The 16,350-nt window shown below is 48.0% G+C and carries 12 protein-coding genes and 1 tRNA gene; 11 read left to right on the forward strand and 2 right to left on the reverse strand.

Annotated elements, in window-relative coordinates:
• The first annotated feature begins 188 nt into the window (after window positions 1-188).
• Complete coding sequence (locus NC796_RS12735) at window positions 189-2,399, forward strand: Na-K-Cl cotransporter (protein WP_310684884.1); 2,211 nt, start codon at window positions 189-191, stop codon at window positions 2,397-2,399.
• A 244-nt stretch (window positions 2,400-2,643) separates the two neighbouring features.
• On the opposite strand, the gene NC796_RS12740 is transcribed toward NC796_RS12735, so the two are convergent.
• Entirely contained in the window at window positions 2,644-3,897 is a 1,254-nt protein-coding gene (locus NC796_RS12740) for an outer membrane beta-barrel protein (RefSeq protein WP_310684886.1), read from the reverse strand.
• A 461-nt stretch (window positions 3,898-4,358) separates the two neighbouring features.
• Between NC796_RS12740 and NC796_RS12745 the strand changes: the two genes are divergently transcribed.
• From NC796_RS12745 to NC796_RS12765, 5 genes are all read left to right on the forward strand, one after another.
• Window positions 4,359-4,431 (forward strand) — tRNA-Lys (locus NC796_RS12745).
• A gap of 149 nt (window positions 4,432-4,580) precedes the next feature.
• Window positions 4,581-6,518, forward strand: coding sequence for an ATP-dependent zinc metalloprotease FtsH (gene ftsH, locus NC796_RS12750; RefSeq protein ID WP_310684888.1), 1,938 nt, complete (start codon window positions 4,581-4,583; stop codon window positions 6,516-6,518).
• A gap of 2 nt (window positions 6,519-6,520) precedes the next feature.
• On the forward strand, window positions 6,521-6,694 hold the full coding sequence (locus NC796_RS12755; protein WP_310684890.1) for a hypothetical protein: 174 nt from the start codon (window positions 6,521-6,523) through the stop codon (window positions 6,692-6,694).
• A gap of 133 nt (window positions 6,695-6,827) precedes the next feature.
• Window positions 6,828-7,280: a large-conductance mechanosensitive channel protein MscL gene (gene mscL, locus NC796_RS12760; RefSeq protein WP_310684892.1), complete on the forward strand. Its 453-nt coding sequence runs from the start codon at window positions 6,828-6,830 to the stop codon at window positions 7,278-7,280.
• Window positions 7,277-7,513 (forward strand): hypothetical protein, encoded by a 237-nt coding sequence (locus NC796_RS12765; RefSeq protein WP_310684893.1) that lies wholly within the window; start codon window positions 7,277-7,279, stop codon window positions 7,511-7,513. Before mscL ends, NC796_RS12765 begins: the two co-directional genes overlap by 4 nt.
• 425 nt (window positions 7,514-7,938) lie before the next feature.
• Here the strand turns inward: NC796_RS12765 and NC796_RS12770 are convergent, their stop codons facing one another.
• Window positions 7,939-9,486, reverse strand: a complete 1,548-nt coding sequence (locus NC796_RS12770) for a Na+/H+ antiporter NhaC family protein (protein ID WP_310684895.1) — start codon at window positions 9,484-9,486, stop codon at window positions 7,939-7,941.
• 495 nt (window positions 9,487-9,981) lie between these two features.
• On the opposite strand from NC796_RS12770, the gene NC796_RS12775 reads away from it, so the two are divergent.
• The 5 genes from NC796_RS12775 to NC796_RS12795 all read left to right on the forward strand — a co-directional run bounded on the left by NC796_RS12775 (window position 9,982) and on the right by NC796_RS12795 (window position 15,610).
• Window positions 9,982-10,749, forward strand: coding sequence for a lysophospholipid acyltransferase family protein (locus NC796_RS12775; protein WP_310684897.1), 768 nt, complete (start codon window positions 9,982-9,984; stop codon window positions 10,747-10,749).
• Between the two features lie 103 nt (window positions 10,750-10,852).
• Entirely contained in the window at window positions 10,853-11,365 is a 513-nt protein-coding gene (locus NC796_RS12780; protein WP_310684900.1) for a class IV adenylate cyclase, read from the forward strand.
• 152 nt (window positions 11,366-11,517) lie between these two features.
• Window positions 11,518-12,315, forward strand: a complete 798-nt coding sequence (locus NC796_RS12785) for an MIP/aquaporin family protein (RefSeq protein ID WP_310684901.1) — start codon at window positions 11,518-11,520, stop codon at window positions 12,313-12,315.
• A gap of 52 nt (window positions 12,316-12,367) precedes the next feature.
• A complete protein-coding gene (gene glpK / locus NC796_RS12790) occupies window positions 12,368-13,864 on the forward strand; it encodes a glycerol kinase GlpK (protein WP_310684902.1) in 1,497 nt (498 codons plus the stop codon).
• Window positions 13,865-14,053: 189 nt separating this feature from the next.
• A complete protein-coding gene (locus NC796_RS12795; RefSeq protein WP_310684903.1) occupies window positions 14,054-15,610 on the forward strand; it encodes a glycerol-3-phosphate dehydrogenase/oxidase in 1,557 nt (518 codons plus the stop codon).
• Window positions 15,611-16,350: the final 740 nt, after the last annotated feature.

The raw sequence follows: 16,350 nt of genomic DNA on the forward strand, positions 1-16,350 counted from the left end.
AGCTAGTGAATGATTCTTGAATCGTGATATAATAGCTCAGAGTGTGCCAAAATTTCCAGCATCTGAGTTTTATTCCTCTTTCACATTCCTTTTATTGCCTTATCTAAATTTCGGGAACCTGTAATCACTTCTTTAATCTTGAAGGAAGACATTACATATTTAATGGGGAATAAAGGACGGCAGAGTAGATGAGTATTAGGGAACGTGTGCTGCCTTCCAAAGAGGAAGGGTTAGGGACTTTTGGCGGGGTATTTACTCCCAGTATCCTTACCATCCTGGGCGTCATTATGTACCTCCGATTTGGATGGGTAGTAGGTAATGTTGGATTGCTCGGGACTCTTCTCGTCGTAACCATCTCTACCGCCATTACTTTTTTAACAAGCCTTTCCATTGCTGCCATTGCCACCGACCAGCGCGTTCGAATCGGTGGAGCTTACTACATGATCAGCCGCTCGCTGGGTATTGAGTCGGGCGGAGCGATCGGTGTGCCGCTCTATTTTGCCCAAGCGCTCTCCGTGGCGCTCTATACCGTGGGCTTTGCCGAAAGTGTGGTTGGGGTATTCCCTTTACTGGATGAAAAAATAGTTGGAATCATTACTACGTTATCTGTAGCAGCGTTGGCATTGATTTCTGCCAAAGTGGCGATTCGTGCCCAGTATTTTATTATGTTCGGCATTGCATTATCACTGCTCTCCCTTCTTTTCGGCAGCCCTATTGAGCAGTCCACCATCGAGATGTGGGGCGCAGCGAATCGCCATTCGGAGCCGTTCTGGACCGTCTTTGCCGTATTTTTTCCGGCTGTAACCGGAATTATGGCCGGGGTAAATATGTCGGGGGACCTCAAAGACCCCTCCCGATCCATACCCCGGGGGACATTTGCAGCCATCGGTGTAGGATATGTGATTTATATGGGGCTGCCCATTATCCTGGCAAACCGGGCCGATGCTCTCACCCTGATCGAAGACCCGCTGATAATGCGTAAGATTGCTTTCTGGGGTGATGCGATTCTGATCGGCGTTTGGGGGGCGACACTCTCTAGTGCTGTGGGTAGTATTCTGGGTGCTCCGCGTGTATTGCAGGCCCTGGCACGTGATAATATTTTGCCACAATCATTACGCTGGCTCGGCAAAGGGGCCGGCAATGACGATACACCCAGGCTGGGCACGCTGCTGACCCTCGGTGTGGCATTGACAGCCGTCTGGTTTGGGGATCTGAATATTATCGCTCCGATATTAACAATGTTCTTCCTCACAACATATGGAGTGTTGAACATTGCTGCGGGGGTAGAACGTTTCCTGGGCAGCCCCTCATTTCGGCCAAAATTCAAGGTGCACTGGAGTTTGTCCCTGCTGGGTGCGGTCGGCTGTGTGGCCGTGATGTTCCTGATAAATACTTTCGCAACCATTGTTGCAGTGCTATTCGTCGTTGCCATTTTCCTGTGGCTTGAGAGCCGCGAGTTAGTATCAGCTTGGGGCGACATTCGACGGGGAATCTGGATGGCGATAACAAGGGCCGGCCTGCTTCGACTCGGTGAAAATATTGACCCAAAAAACTGGCGGCCCAACCCACTGGTGCTTTCGGGAGCCCCTACCCGGCGATGGCACCTCATAGATCTGGCTTCAACACTTACTCACAATAAGGGCATCATGACGATTTCGACGGTACTCACATCGGACCAGATGACCACCGAGCGGAAGCAGAAGATGGAGAGTAATATCCAGGACTATCTATCCAAGCGAGCTGTTCAGGGGCTGGTTCGTGTGATGTCGGCGGATGACCCATTCGAGGGGGCCGAGCGCATGGTTGAGGCATATGGACTCGGGGCACTGGTCCCGAATACCATTATTCTCGGTGATAGTGAAAATCCCGAGGTTAGAAAGCGCTACTGCCAGATGATAAAGAGATTCCACGACCTGCAGCGCAATGTGTTGATTGTCAGGAAGGGGAAGGGGAAACCCTTCGGGAACCGGAAAAGAATTGATCTTTGGTGGGGTGGATTGAAAGGTAACGGTGGATTGATGATGATCCTGGCATACCTGCTGCAAAGTAGCATTAAGTGGCGGGGGGCGGATGTCTACCTGAAGATGGTGGTTGACAGTGAAAAGGCAGCGGAAGATGCCCGCCAAAATATTGAGCATATTGTTGACAGAATCCGGACTGGCTCCAAGGTTGAAATTATCATTTCAGACGATCGCACATTTGAGAACATTCTCCGCGAATCTTCAGCAGACGCTGATCTTGTCCTTATGGGTATGGCCGAGCCCAAAGACAATTTTCATACATATTACGAGGCATTACAAGATCGTGTCAAAGATCTTCCCACCACCATCCTGGTGCGGGCGGCCGAGGAGATCCAGTTTGGAGAGGTGCTGATCCAGCAGGATACGATGGCCGAATAGGAAGTTCTATCTATTAGGGATCACCTTTATAGCTGAGTTAATTAACCTGAGTTAAGAGATAAGACTAACTCAAAATAATAACTGTCATCACGAGGAGACTTCTTGGCTCAACGATGGGGTCGATGTGGCGATCTCCCCGTCCGTTTCCTGTTCAGTCACAGGTAAATTACCTCCCGAAAATTTTCGGGACCCCGAAGAAGATCGCTGAATCCTTCACAATAACAGTTTTTATGTCAAACTGACGTTAATTATTGAATGCAGACAGCTCCAAACTTTTGCTATCAACCACTTCAAGTCCTGCAAAATCAGATCTAAGATTGATAGCTCGGGGAAAATGAATAACGTACGCATCATGATGAACCTGTTTCATTATGTCCCGGACTTGCCTGGCATGATCAATGTTTTCAAACATCCCGATTAAAACTTCATAAAATTGTTTCCTGTGGATGATGAAGACCTTTTCTTCTGTGTTCTTCAGGACATCATGTAAGTTTGAAAGAGCGTCTTGTCTTACAAAATTGGCATTGTCATAATGGTTAGAGGCAAAAATTTGTACATAGTTACCTTGCGGCAGGGATCCGGCAAAGCCTGTTTCTTTATCAGTTTTTACGTCTTTAACATCTATTTCAAGTTTGGCAAAATCATTTTTCAATCGGTCCAGTTGAGCTTGCAGGGAATCTATTTCAGTTGATTTTTCCTGTTCCAGTTTTTCTATGAGTTGTTCCTTTTCAGTAAGTCGGTTTTCCATCAGTACCAACGTCTGTTCCAGATCATCCAGGCGGGACAGCCGTTTCGAAAATAGGTCGTAGTCCGATCGACTTAGATCGACAGGGGCCTCACGCCAAGAGAGAAGCCTGGATTCTTTTTTTCCGAAATTAATGCGAACACCGGCAGTAAGGGAATTTATGAGATCTGTACCCAAGCCTTCATTCTCATTATCTGAATGGTTCGATCCCAAATGATATTCATAATGGGAAAAGAGGTCCACGGTGTTAGATAGACGGTAGGCGATCCCGGCACCTGCATTATAACTTGTATTATGAATTTTAAACTTTTCGTCAGCACCTTGGTACTTTCCGCTGTCATAGCCCAGACCGAAGGTAAGAAATGGATTTATCCGGCTATACGTTTGGTTTAATGAGAAAAGTTGATTGAGATTAATAACATTTTTAAGGGTAAAGAAATGCATCGTAGTCTCAAAAGGTTTTGTCACTCCCTTTATTTGAGCGTGGCGATATCCGACCTCAAATGACCAATCAGGCGTTAAAGCGTACTGAACGCCAATTCCAAAAGTGGGTGTGTTTTTAGTGTTAACGCTGAAATTACTCGACATGAAGTAATTACCTGTATTCATGTCTCCCAGATTGGCGCCGGCACTGAGTGAAAGACTCAGTCTGCGGTAGTCTGTTTGCTCAGTGCTCTGAGAAAAGCAAGTGGCAAATGTGAGTAGAAGTATAGAAATACTGAGTACAGATCTCTTGAAGGATGAAGGTAACATAATACTCTCTTTTATTTTAAAGCCGCTGTTTATTAGGGAAATTCTACGATGATTGCTAAATATTTATCTATAGGGCCTATTTATCAATAAGTAGCTGTATTGGTTAAGTTTAGAGAAAATTTATGTAAAGCAATTTTATAATTTTTTAATATTCTACTGTAAAGTCTTTCAATTAGGTTGGCCAATATGGAGAGTTTAAACTCGCATTTCACGTCGAGTTCGAACAAAAGCACAAAAAAACATAACTTTGGTTAATGAATTTGAAGTATCTGCTATGATTAAGGTTCAAAAAATGGGTGAGCTCAATATGCAAATTGTTACTTAAATACCTCTCATAAGTGATAGATAACTTGTTTGATGTGGTTATGGTTAGAAAGAGTTGCAGTGAAAAATATTATCGAAATTCGGTTTGATATTATTTTCACGAATCCCGTATATTTGGAATCTGTTTTGAAGCCGATGAGTCGGTAGCTCAGATGGTAGAGCAACGGCCTTTTAAGCCGTGGGTCGAGGGTTCGATCCCCTCCCGACTCACAAAGCATTAACTCTCTCTTAAGCCCCTGTAGGTGGATAGCCGCAGGGGCTTTTTGCTAGAACAAAGTTCCGGGAATGCAAACCCGGTCATTTCTCGTTGTTCTATTACATATTTTATAGGCATTCTACTTTATAGTCTAACATTATTTATGGCAGATAAGAAACAGGAACAATCTTCGGAAGAAAAGCCCTCAAACAAAAAGACGCCACAATTCAGCACGCCGGGTGGGAAGCAACGCATTATTTTTTGGGTTATAATTGCTGCTTTATTTGGATTTTGGATCCTCAGCTCGAGCGATACGGGAATTTTCAGTGGCCCTCCAAGTATTGACTACAGCACCTTCCGCGAGCAAGTGCAGTCGGGTAATGTGGAACAGGTTGTTATGAGGGGCGATCGCATAGAGGGCGACCTGAATCAAAAAACGGCGCTCAAGGCATCGGAGAATGACACGACCCGCTACTCTCAATTCACCACTTACATTCCATCGGTGGGAGATGATGAACTGCTGAATATGCTGGAGAGCAATAATGTAAAGGTTACCGCAGTGCCGGTCAGCGACTTCAACTGGTGGACGATCCTGTTGTGGGGCATTCCACTGATGTTCCTTTTCTTTATCGGCATGCAGTTTTTCCGGCAGATGCGGGCACAGGGACAGCCGTTTATGAACATCGGCAAGAGCAAGGCGAAGCTGCAGGATGCCAAGAAGGTGGATACGACCTTTGATGATGTAGCCGGCCTGAAGGGACCCAAAACCGAATTAAAGGAAATTATTGGGTTCTTGAAAGATCCTGAAAAATTTGACTCCCTTGGAGGAGAAGTTCCCAAAGGCGTGCTCTTGGTGGGCCCGCCCGGCACCGGTAAGACACTGCTGGCCCGTGCCGTAGCTGGTGAGGCGGGGGTGCCGTTCTTTACGATCACCGGGTCCGATTTCATGGAGATGTTTGTCGGTGTCGGTGCCAAGCGGGTGCGCGATATGTTTGGAAAAGCCAAGGAGAAAGCCCCGAGTATCATTTTTATAGATGAGCTCGATTCCATTGGTCGCAAGCGCGGGGCCGGCCTTGGAGGCGGACACGACGAACGCGAGCAGACACTCAACCAGATGCTTGCTGAGCTCGACGGTTTTGAACCCAACGAGGGCGTCATTGTGATGGGAGCTACCAACCGCCCTGATATCCTGGATAAAGCCCTGCTCCGTCCCGGACGTTTTGACCGACAGATTACGGTTAACCTGCCTACCCAGGAGCATCGCGAAGAGATCCTGGGTATTCACGCCAAGAATAAAAAGATGAGCGATGATATCGACCTGTCGGAAATTGCTCGTGCTACACCGGGCTTCAGCGGCGCCGACCTTCGGAACCTGTTGAATGAAGCGGCCCTGATTGCGGCCCGGCGAAAGCAAAAGCAGATAGAACAGCGTGATATTGACCAGGCACGCGACAAAGTGATGATGGGACTTAAGCGAGAAGGTCTGAGGCTCTCAGACGAGGAAAAAAATCTGCTTGCCTACCACGAAGCGGGACATGCCGTGGTTGCCGCAGCGATGCCCAATGCCGATCCCCTGCACAAAGTGACAGTGATACCGCGTGGCAAGGCTATGGGCGTGACGATGCAGCTCCCCGAAAAAGAGAAATTACTATACCAGAAAAAGTATATGCTCGACCGCATGGCCGTTATGATGGGCGGACGTGCTGCCGAAAGCCTCATTTTTGATACCTCGACAAGTGGCGCAGAAAATGATCTGAAAGAGATTACCAAGCTCGCTCGAAAAATGGTGCTCGACTGGGGTATGAGTGACAAGTTCGGCCATATGGCATTTGGCGGACAGCGTGAGCAGGTCTTCCTCGGTGAACAGATGGGCAGTCAGCGGGAGTACAGCGACAGCACCGCACGTGAGATTGACGAGGAAGTGAGGCGGATCTTGGAAGATTCCTACAAGAAGGCTGAAGATGCCCTGAAAGAGCATCGCGATGTTTTGGACAAGGTAGCCGAAGAACTGCTTGAAAAAGAAGAAATTCCCGGCAAATGGGTCGAAGACCTCATCAAGGCTAAGCAAAACAATAAGAAAGTTAGTGATGAGGAGGAGTAACCATGAAACGGTATAAGATTATTTTCGACAGCGGCGTAACAGAAGAGATTGAAGTGGGATCGCTTTCCTATAACGACCATATTGGTCGAATCGAAATTAATGATGACGACGGGGAGGAAATGGAGGAGTATTACCTGGATTTCGAGCAGATTACAGCGATCATCCCCCTGGATTGATTTTACTGTATCTGTAACAATCTACCGGAACATTTTCTAAGTGTCTCATATAGTTTTTTATTACCCTTTTGCATATATATAAATCGTTGATATTTATATGCTTACCAATTTTTAACTGTTAGTATCGAAGACTATGCTGAAAGAGTTCAAAGAGTTCGCCATCAAAGGGAATGTTGTGGATATGGCCGTTGGAATCATTATCGGGGCCGCTTTTACCGGGGTTGTTCAATCCCTGGTTAAAGATGTGATGATGCCGCCACTAGGTCTGCTGCTGGGTGGGGTTGACTTCACCAATTTTTTCATTGTTTTGAAAGAAGGGACTACTGCTGGGCCTTATGCTACAATGGCTGCTGCACAACAGGCAGGAGCCGTTACATTGAATTATGGTGTTTTCATTAATACCATTTTGGGATTTCTGATCGTAGCCTTTGCCGTATTTATTTTGATACGCTATATCAACAAACTAAAGCGTCCGCAGGAAACACCGGAACCAGTCACTCCATCTGTTAAAAAGTGCAAGTTCTGTTTTTCTGATATCCCTGTTGAGGCTACCCGGTGCCCACACTGCACTTCCGAGCTCGAGTGATTACAGCATTTTCAAAAGGCACTGATGCGGTCCACCTCCAAGGTGGGCTGCATCTTTTGGTATTCAGCTCTTCAGCATATTCCCGTATTGATTCAGGAGAAACATCACCATATTCAGGTGATGAACATCCCGCCTTAAGTATCTCCTTTAATTGGCTTCTGGCTCATGATCCGATGGCTCCTGCGATGGGATCCGACGGCTCCCGTAATGGGATCAGGTGGATCCTGCTGTAGGATAAGTCGGATCCGGTCGTCGGATAGGGGCTATCCCGAAGTAGGATGTACCGTATTCTTGAAAAGAAGAAGTGGGCAGAATAATTAACGTCAGTTCGATATAAGATTTCTTATTAATAACCCCACGCTTGGTCCCAATGCTCTGCGTTGGGACCTGTTGGGGACGCTCCGCGTCCAGTATAACCCTTTTGGTGCAACAGAGACGCGGAGCGTCAGAGGGGCTTCCGCCGCAGAGCGGTCGGAAGCGAGCAATTGGTGGAAGAGTCCTCGGGCTACCCGGAATGCTGCTAAATGCCGGTCATCGACTGATTTTTTGGCAACTGGAAGTTTAGTGGTTCAAAAGCAAATCGTATTTACTCGACTGGCGATTTTGCTGTTCTCTTTTTTATCAAAAAATGACACTGCAATTAAACTGATGGGTCGTTCTATACAAAAAATATTACAAGCATAGTGTATAGGAATGCAGCTATGCCCGCCGCCGTAAGTGCCAGTGGGATTTGAGTATAGACGTGGTCCATCAGGTCGCAGCCGGTGGCCAGGGAGGAGAGGATCGTTGTATCAGAGATGGGTGAGCACTGGTCGCCAAACACGCTGCCGCCGATTACCGCACCAAAGCATATGGTCAGGAAAAAAGTATCCGGCAGTACGGCCCAGGCCAACGGGATGGCAACCGGGAAAACTACAGCGTACGTACCCCAGGAAGTGCCCGTGGAAAAGGCGATGATCATACATAGCAATAACAAAAGCGCCGGTAGGGTGGCCGGAGCAAGGCTACCCCCCGTAATTGCTACTACATAATCGGCTGTGCCCACGGCATCCGCCACACTTTTAAGCGATACCGCCAGCGCCAAAATGATGGCCCCGATGGTCACCCCTTTACACCCATCCACAAAACCGTCAATCACCGTCTTTAGCTTCATACCCTTGACCAGGGCGATTAACATACCGGCCAGTACTGCCAAGACAAAAGCCTCCGAAATCATTAGCAAAGGGTCTTCCTGCCCGAGGATGTAGAATGTGATGACATACGGAATAATAGCGACGCCGAGTAGCGTGCCCAATGGCCCGAAAAAGTCGACCAGGCCGGGGTTATAGTCATCGGGAATGTCAGTTTCTGTCAGTTCCGAGGCGGCCAGTGGTTCCGCATCCTCGTGGTCCAGCTCCCCGGTTTCTCGGGCGCGGGCAATGGCATTTCTCATTTTCTTGCCCGGAATCCACGGCAACAGTTCCCATGCAAAAAGAAGGGTAATGAGGAGAGCAAAGATGCCGTAAAAATTAAAGGGCAATGCCTGCAGGAAAAAACTGATCCCATCTTCAGCTGTCTCAAACATCGGGATGGTTCCGGCAACCAGGCCCCCGACGTAGATCGGCCATACGTTGAACGGGATGACTGTGGCAGCCGGGGAGGCTGTTGAGTCCACCATATAGGATAACTCCTCGTGAGATACCTCATGCTTGTCGGCAACCGGGCGTACAGTGGCCCCGGTAAGCACTGTACTGATGGTGCCGCCCTGGTGGAAGATGAGTCCCATCAGCCAGGTGAAGAATTTGGCACTTCTGCGGTCCCTAACTACCTTTTTGCTGGCCCACAGTGCAAACTTTTCGGCACCCCCGGTGCGTGTCCAGATGCCGATGAGCCCGCCCAGCGACCAGAGATAGACCAGCAGGATTAACGCAAAATCCTCAGATCCGATAGACGGAATCAAGAAGCTCTGGACAATATTCAGCTGCCCCGAGATGACGCCGCCAAGCGCCACCCCCACGAACAGTGCACTGATCACCTCCTGCGTCCAAAAGGCCAGGACAATGGCAACCAGTGGCGGCACCAGCGACCAAAATCCGTAGTGACCGTCCTGTTTGGGAAAATCCCCGGCGAATATTATTCCCAGGAGAAGTACCAATAGTGTAATCCCCAGGTTAATCCAGTTCCCTTTCGATACCCCTTCAATTTTTCCGGTGAGAAATTGTAGCATTTATACCGTGTTCATTTAAATGAGGTACAATCTGTAGAAAAAGCATATTGGAGTCAAATGAATGATTAGAGGGATGGAAGGATTGAGGGGTTGGAGGTCTAGAAAAGTCAAAGGTATGATTTGATTCTCATCCTCGTAGCTAATGTTGAACCGTTGAATTGTTGAAGAGTTGAGTTGTTGCTGAGTTCTTAGCTAGTCTCTCTCCAGACAGAAATGCTGCAAATTTTGCTTTATAATTCTTCAATCGTAATTCCTAATTTTTCCCACAACCGCCGGCGATTTTTTTCGTTCATTTCTTTAGTCCGACCACTGGCGGATTTCATCGCGGAAAAAATGAACAGCAGGAATGAGTAGGGCAATTCCAAAAGTTTTACCAGACAACAATAATTTAAAATTCAAAATTAATAATTCAACATTCCTAATTCCCAATGTCTTTGGTAGTTCTTGGCATGCCTTTCTATATTCCATTATAACACGAATTATCAGGAAGAAAACATGGACCGGTCGGAGCTTACTTTTGGGGATACTGTGCGAAGCCTGGCCGGCATTATTGTCTTTTTCATTGTTTTCCTGGTTGCCACACCGGTTATTGTTTTGCTGCTGGTCGTCTCCTTCGGCCGACTTACCAATTTTCTGATGGAGCAGGTTGGCCCGCTGATGATGAAGCCGGTATTTGTCGTTTCCGGCATTGATTTCAAGATACAACAGCATAGTGAACCGATAAACCGCCCTGCCGTGTACCTCGTCAACCACAGCTCTACCGTGGACCTGTTAACAATTATTGCCCTGGGGCTGCCAAGGGTCCGCTTTGTTGCAAAATGGGAACTGCAGTACAACCCGCTGTTTTTTATCGTTGGGCGCGGAACCGGACAGATTTTTATCAAGCGGCAAGACAGCGAAAAAGCGGTGAACACACTGCAAAAGGCATATCGACGGATAAAGAAACGGGAGCTCTCCATTTTAATGGCTCCCGAGGGATCTCGGAAACATCCCGGAATAATAGGCCCATTCAAGAAAGGCCCCTTCCATATGGCAGTAGATCTTGGCTATCCCATCGTACCGATCTATTTTGAGGGCAACCGGGAGCTGAGCGCCGGCGGTTCCCTCTTCACCAAGTCGGGTAAAGTGACTGCTCACATCCATCCCGCGATCTATACCTCAGAATGGAGTAAGAAGTCCCTGGATCAGCATATTATAGACGTGAGAAGTTTGTACCTCGAATGGGCCGAAGTGGAAAATGATAATGTAAGACCTATTGCCTGACTAATGCGTAATCCGTATAGGGTGCCTAGTTTACGCATTACGTCATTGAAAAACCTTGACACGATCCTTAGAAACAAGCAGCGTAATCTGACAATATTACTTCATGAACATACTGAATATAGAAATCAAAGCCCGATGCCCGAATCCAGATCGCATTCGGCAAATACTGAAAGAGCGCGAAGCAGAATTTAAGGGTACGGATCGCCAGGTGGATACCTATTTCGAAGTCCCCGAAGGCCGATTAAAACTCCGGGAAGGGACCATTGAAAACAATCTCATCTATTATGAAAGGGAGGATACACCGGATGCCAAGTCATCGCATATAGAGTTGGTCTCATTTGAGGATACTTCGGGAATAAAATCACTGTTAACGGCTGCGTTGCCTGTAAAGGTAGTAGTCGACAAAAAGCGGGAGATCTATTTCATCAACAACGTAAAATTCCACATTGATGAAGTTAAAAGCCTGGGATCGTTTGTTGAAGTTGAAGCGATAGACCGCAACCAAAATATTGGCAAGGTGACGCTTGAACAACAATGCAATTTTTACCGCAAGCTATTCAATATTACCGATGATGACCTTGTGGCAAACTCCTATTCAGACATGCTAAACGGCTAGTAATCGAAGGCCTCCCACCTCTAAAAACAACACAAAACGTAATTTTTATAATTAGGCTTTATTACTTAATGTATAGAAGTTTTGAAACAGGGATAATACCCGTTCGGTGAGAAAAATGGGTAACTACAATATGAATAAATATGGGATGAAGTATGTTGGATTTTTCTCCTTTCAGCAAATATTTGGCCGAAATTTTGGGGACTTTTATTCTTTGTCTATTGGGTAACGGGGTTGTGGCAAATGTGATCCTTTCCAAGACTAAAGGAGAAGGTGGTTCCTGGCTGCTTATCAACACAGCGTGGGGATTTGCCGTAGCGATAGCCGTATACTCTGTAGGCTGGATATCCGGGGCTCATATTAACCCGGCTGTGACGGTGGGGTTGGCAAGCATAGGGGAATTTTCCTGGGCGCTGGTGCCGGGCTATATCATGGCACAAGTGTTTGGGGGCTTTTTGGCTGGCATATTTGTCTATGTCACCTATAAAAAGCATTATGATTCAACACAGGACGCCGCCACCAAGCTCGGGACTTTTTCAACTATTCCCGCAATCCGGTCGCTGGGTTGGAATACGGTAACAGAGGCAGTGGGAACGGCGGTGCTGCTGATCGGGATATTGGGCATCACAAGCGGGGCCACAGGCCATCCCGGACAAATTGAAGGAGACTTTGTTACCGGCGGGGTGACCGGGGGAATGCAACCGTTCATTATTGGTGTTCTTGTATGGGCGATCGGGATGTCGCTGGGCGGTCCAACGGGATATGCCATCAACCCGGCTCGTGATTTGGGGCCACGGCTTGCTCATGCCATGCTTCCGCTTAAAGACAAAGGCTCCAACGACTGGACCTATGGTCTTACAGCCCCAATTATCGGTCCGCTTATCGGTGGGATAGTAGGCAGTTATATCTGGATGATTTTTGCTTCGTATCTCACGACGATCATGATTCCGTAGTAATAGAGGTGTCAGGGAAACTAAAAATTTGATTTAGATTAAGCAGGGGAATATGAGTAAAAAGCAATACATACTTTCATTTGATCAGGGAACCACCAGTTCACGCGCCATTCTTTTTGATAATAAAGGGAGGATCACAGCAGTCGCTCAAAAAGAGTTTGAACAGCGCTTCCCCAAGCCGGGATGGGTGGAGCACGATCCGAACGATATATGGTCTTCTCAAATATCTGTTGCAGCGGAAGTAGTCTCCAGGGCCGGCATAAAGGCTCGGGATATTGCAGCCATCGGTATTACCAACCAGAGGGAAACGACCGTTGTGTGGGATCGCAAAACCGGTGAGCCGGTGTATAATGCGATTGTCTGGCAGGATCGTCGCACGGCCTCACTGACCGATCAGTTGGAGGAGGAAGGACTTGGTGGTCTTTTTCAGCAAAAAACGGGGCTGGTGCTGGACCCCTATTTTTCGGGCACCAAAATTAAATGGATTCTCGATAATGTGGAGGGTGCCAGGGAAAAAGCTGAAAATGGTGATCTCGTATTTGGTACTATTGATACCTGGCTGATCTGGAACATGACCAACGGGGATACGCATGTGACCGATGTCACCAATGCAAGCCGAACATTGCTTTACAATATCCATAATTTGGAATGGGACCCGGAGCTCCTCGAGATACTGGATATACCCGAGAGCATGCTCCCCGAGGTGGCCTCAAGCAGTGAAGTTTATGCCAAAACCGCCGGTGATATTTTTGCCACGCAAATCCCAATCGCCGGTATTGCAGGCGACCAGCAGGCGGCCCTGTTTGGACAGATATGTACACAGAAGGGAATGGCAAAAAATACGTACGGCACCGGTTGCTTTATGCTGATGAATACAGGCCCGGAGCCGATCAAGTCGGAAAATAATTTACTGACCACCATCGCCTGGCAGCAAAACGGACAGGTGGAATATGCCTTGGAAGGAAGCGTGTTTATCGGCGGGGCGGTTGTGCAATGGCTGCGCGATGGCCTGAAGGTGATTAAATCCTCATCAGAAGTTGAAGCTTTGGCTTCAGAGGTCGAAAGCACCGATGGAGTCTACCTGGTTCCAGCTTTTTCTGGCTTGGGTGCGCCTCACTGGGATCCCCATGCACGAGGCACCATGGCCGGTATAACACGGGGTACTACCTCCGCCCATATTGCGCGAGCAGCCCTGGAGGCGATCGCATTTCAGTCCACCGACCTGCTTAAGGCGATGGAGTCGGATTCCGGCATCAGCCTCAAAGAGTTGCGTGTGGATGGCGGCGCGTCGGTTAACAATCTGCTCATGCAGTTCCAGGCCGACCTGTTGCGCGTGCCCGTAATCCGTCCTGAAGTAACCGAAACCACCGCACTCGGTGCGGCCTACCTGGCGGGACTGGCCGTAGGTTTCTGGGAAAACCGGGATGAGATTTCTCAACAGTGGAACATCCAAAAGCGCTATGAGCCGGGTATGGAACGTGCAATAATTGAAGAAAAATATGCCGGATGGCATCAGGCCGTAGAGCGGGCCAAAGGGTGGAAAAAATAGCAGCTGGTTTTAGGCGCTTCTGAATCTTATCTCACTGTTCCGTGTGGAGTTGTAATTCCTGAGCCTCTATTGTTATTAGTTATTGGTACAGTAGTTATTTGTAATCACAAAAGTGGTGAGAGGTACCAATTAATTAGAAACTTTACCCTTTCAACTTTTAACCTGTAACCTTCAATCTGCAAAGCTACCATGAATAGAAACGACTTGGTTCAACAACTGAAAGATGATCCTGAAATATGGGATTTCATTATTATCGGTGGAGGAGCAACGGGCTTGGGTACTGCTGTCGAGGCCGCCTCACGGGGATATCGAACCCTGCTGTTGGAACAGCACGATTTTGCAAAAGGCACATCCAGTCGAAGCACCAAGTTGGTTCACGGCGGTGTGCGTTACCTGCGGCAGGGCAACGTGGCATTGGTGCTGGAGGCGCTTCGCGAACGGGGTTTGCTCCGTAAAAATGCCCCTCACCTGGTCAAAAACCAGTCGTTTATCGTTCCCAACTACGACTGGTGGGAAGGACCTTTCTACGGGATCGGCCTCAAAATTTATGACAAGCTTGCCGGCGACCTCGGGCTGGGTCCCTCAAAACATCTGTCCAAGGAGGAGACCCTCAAATATATTCCCACCCTGGAGCCGGAAGATCTGAATGGGGGTGTCATATACCACGATGCCCAATTTGATGACTCTCGCCTCGCCGTAAACCTGATGCAAACGCTCTTCGATCACGGCGGCGTGGGCATCAACTATATGAAGGTGACCGGCCTGCTAAAGGCCAACGGGCTGGTCACCGGCGTCAAAGTAGAAGACCAGGAAGATGATAACGAACTGGAGATCCAGGGGCGCGTGGTGGTCAATGCCACCGGTATTTTTACGGACAGCATTCGCAAAATGGATGATCCGACGAATGATCAGATTATTCAGCCCAGCCAGGGGGTGCATATTGTGCTCGATAAGTCGTTTCAGCCGGGAGAAAGTGCCATCATGGTTCCCAAAACGGATGACGGACGGGTCCTGTTTGCGGTACCGTGGCATAACCGCATCATTGTGGGCACGACCGATACGCCGCTTGAAGAACCGTCGCTGGAACCACGGGCCCAGGAGGAGGAGATCGAATTTCTGCTTACGCATGCGGCGCGCTACCTGACCAAAGATCCCGGTCCCGAGGATGTGCTCAGCGTGTTTGCGGGGTTGCGGCCCCTGGTTTCGCGGGGCGGGAGCAAAGACACCTCTTCCATTTCACGGGATCATACGCTGCTGATCGACCCGTCGGGACTGGTGACGATCACCGGTGGAAAGTGGACGACCTACCGAAAGATGGCGGAAGATACGGTCAATGAGGCGGCGCTTGTAGCGGGACTCGATGAACGAGAATCGAATACTGAGAATCTCCGATTGCATGGCTGGCTGAAAAATTCTGAAGCCGCCGAACCGTTTGAGATGTATGGCTCGGATGCACTTTCGCTTAAAAAAATTGCTGACCAAAATCCCGGCTGGGATCAGCCGATCCATGAAAATCTGCCCTATAGCCCGGCTGAAGTTGTCTGGGCAGTACGCAGTGAGATGGCGCGTACTGTTGAGGATGTGCTGGCTCGACGTACCAGGGCCCTGCTGTTGGATGCCCGTGCCAGCATCGAGATGGCAGATACCGTGGCGGAACTGATGGCTGCGGAACTAAATACCAACGGCCAGTGGAAAAAGCAGCAGGTAGAGGAATATACTGAGTTGGCAAAGGGGTATTTGCTCTGATAAGATTTTCATTGGGAAAATAAACCAAAATAAATCCAAATTTATTTAGAAAGTGCACATTTGCCTTGCCTTTACATAGTTATATTCAATGACTCTGAATCTTGGAGTTTATTTCAGATCATGGGATGTTCATTTTTTTAGCGACAAAAAAATGAACGAAAAAAGTCGCCGCCGGGGATTTATTCGCCTTGCGGCACTCAGCTACGGCTAAAAGAAATCTAGATGTTCACGGCTTGTGACTTCTCGGGATGTAGAAATTTTCTACATTCAAAACTATCAAGGAAATACTGAGAAAGATTTCTTTCTAAACGCCTGCACTTCGCTTGCACGGGACGGCTCATAAATCACAAGGCCGGAGAGAAAGCTATTACAAATTCTCAAATACGCCTCTTTTACATCAACTTTATTGCTAAAGAAGAAATCCCGAATCAGTTCTGTTTGACACACCCGCTGGCAAGGGCCCAACCAGAGGCTTTCTTTAAGTTCAGCAGAGAAGGGTTAAATGCTTCTTTAATTTTTCGTCTCTTTCTTCCATGTCCGACTACTGGCGTGATTAAGACAAAAGGGATACTGTTATAGACGAATTCGGCATCTAATTGATAACCGGAAGCCTTTCTCCCATTGTATCATTCAATTTTTTCAGTGAGGAAACCCCGATAGTGGTCGGGACTGAAGAACTTCCATCAAAAAACTCACCGCCGGATGAAATTTTTGTTGCGTTTCCTCCTCCCGAAGACTTT

The organism is Aliifodinibius sp. S!AR15-10, from assembly GCF_031569985.1.
GTDB lineage: Bacteria > Bacteroidota > Rhodothermia > Balneolales > Balneolaceae > JAMQKA01.

What these genes read in the sequence shown, in the direction of transcription:
- NC796_RS12735 (WP_310684884.1), top strand. Translation starts at nt 189, where the DNA reads ATGAGTATTAGGGAACGTGTGCTGCCTTCCAAAGAGGAAGGGTTAGGG.
- NC796_RS12740 (WP_310684886.1), bottom strand. Translation starts at nt 3,897, where the DNA reads ATGTTACCTTCATCCTTCAAGAGATCTGTACTCAGTATTTCTATACTT.
- ftsH (WP_310684888.1), top strand. Translation starts at nt 4,581, where the DNA reads ATGGCAGATAAGAAACAGGAACAATCTTCGGAAGAAAAGCCCTCAAAC.
- NC796_RS12755 (WP_310684890.1), top strand. Translation starts at nt 6,521, where the DNA reads ATGAAACGGTATAAGATTATTTTCGACAGCGGCGTAACAGAAGAGATT.
- mscL (WP_310684892.1), top strand. Translation starts at nt 6,828, where the DNA reads ATGCTGAAAGAGTTCAAAGAGTTCGCCATCAAAGGGAATGTTGTGGAT.
- NC796_RS12770 (WP_310684895.1), bottom strand. Translation starts at nt 9,486, where the DNA reads ATGCTACAATTTCTCACCGGAAAAATTGAAGGGGTATCGAAAGGGAAC.
- NC796_RS12775 (WP_310684897.1), top strand. Translation starts at nt 9,982, where the DNA reads ATGGACCGGTCGGAGCTTACTTTTGGGGATACTGTGCGAAGCCTGGCC.
- NC796_RS12780 (WP_310684900.1), top strand. Translation starts at nt 10,853, where the DNA reads ATGAACATACTGAATATAGAAATCAAAGCCCGATGCCCGAATCCAGAT.
- NC796_RS12785 (WP_310684901.1), top strand. Translation starts at nt 11,518, where the DNA reads ATGTTGGATTTTTCTCCTTTCAGCAAATATTTGGCCGAAATTTTGGGG.
- glpK (WP_310684902.1), top strand. Translation starts at nt 12,368, where the DNA reads ATGAGTAAAAAGCAATACATACTTTCATTTGATCAGGGAACCACCAGT.
- NC796_RS12795 (WP_310684903.1), top strand. Translation starts at nt 14,054, where the DNA reads ATGAATAGAAACGACTTGGTTCAACAACTGAAAGATGATCCTGAAATA.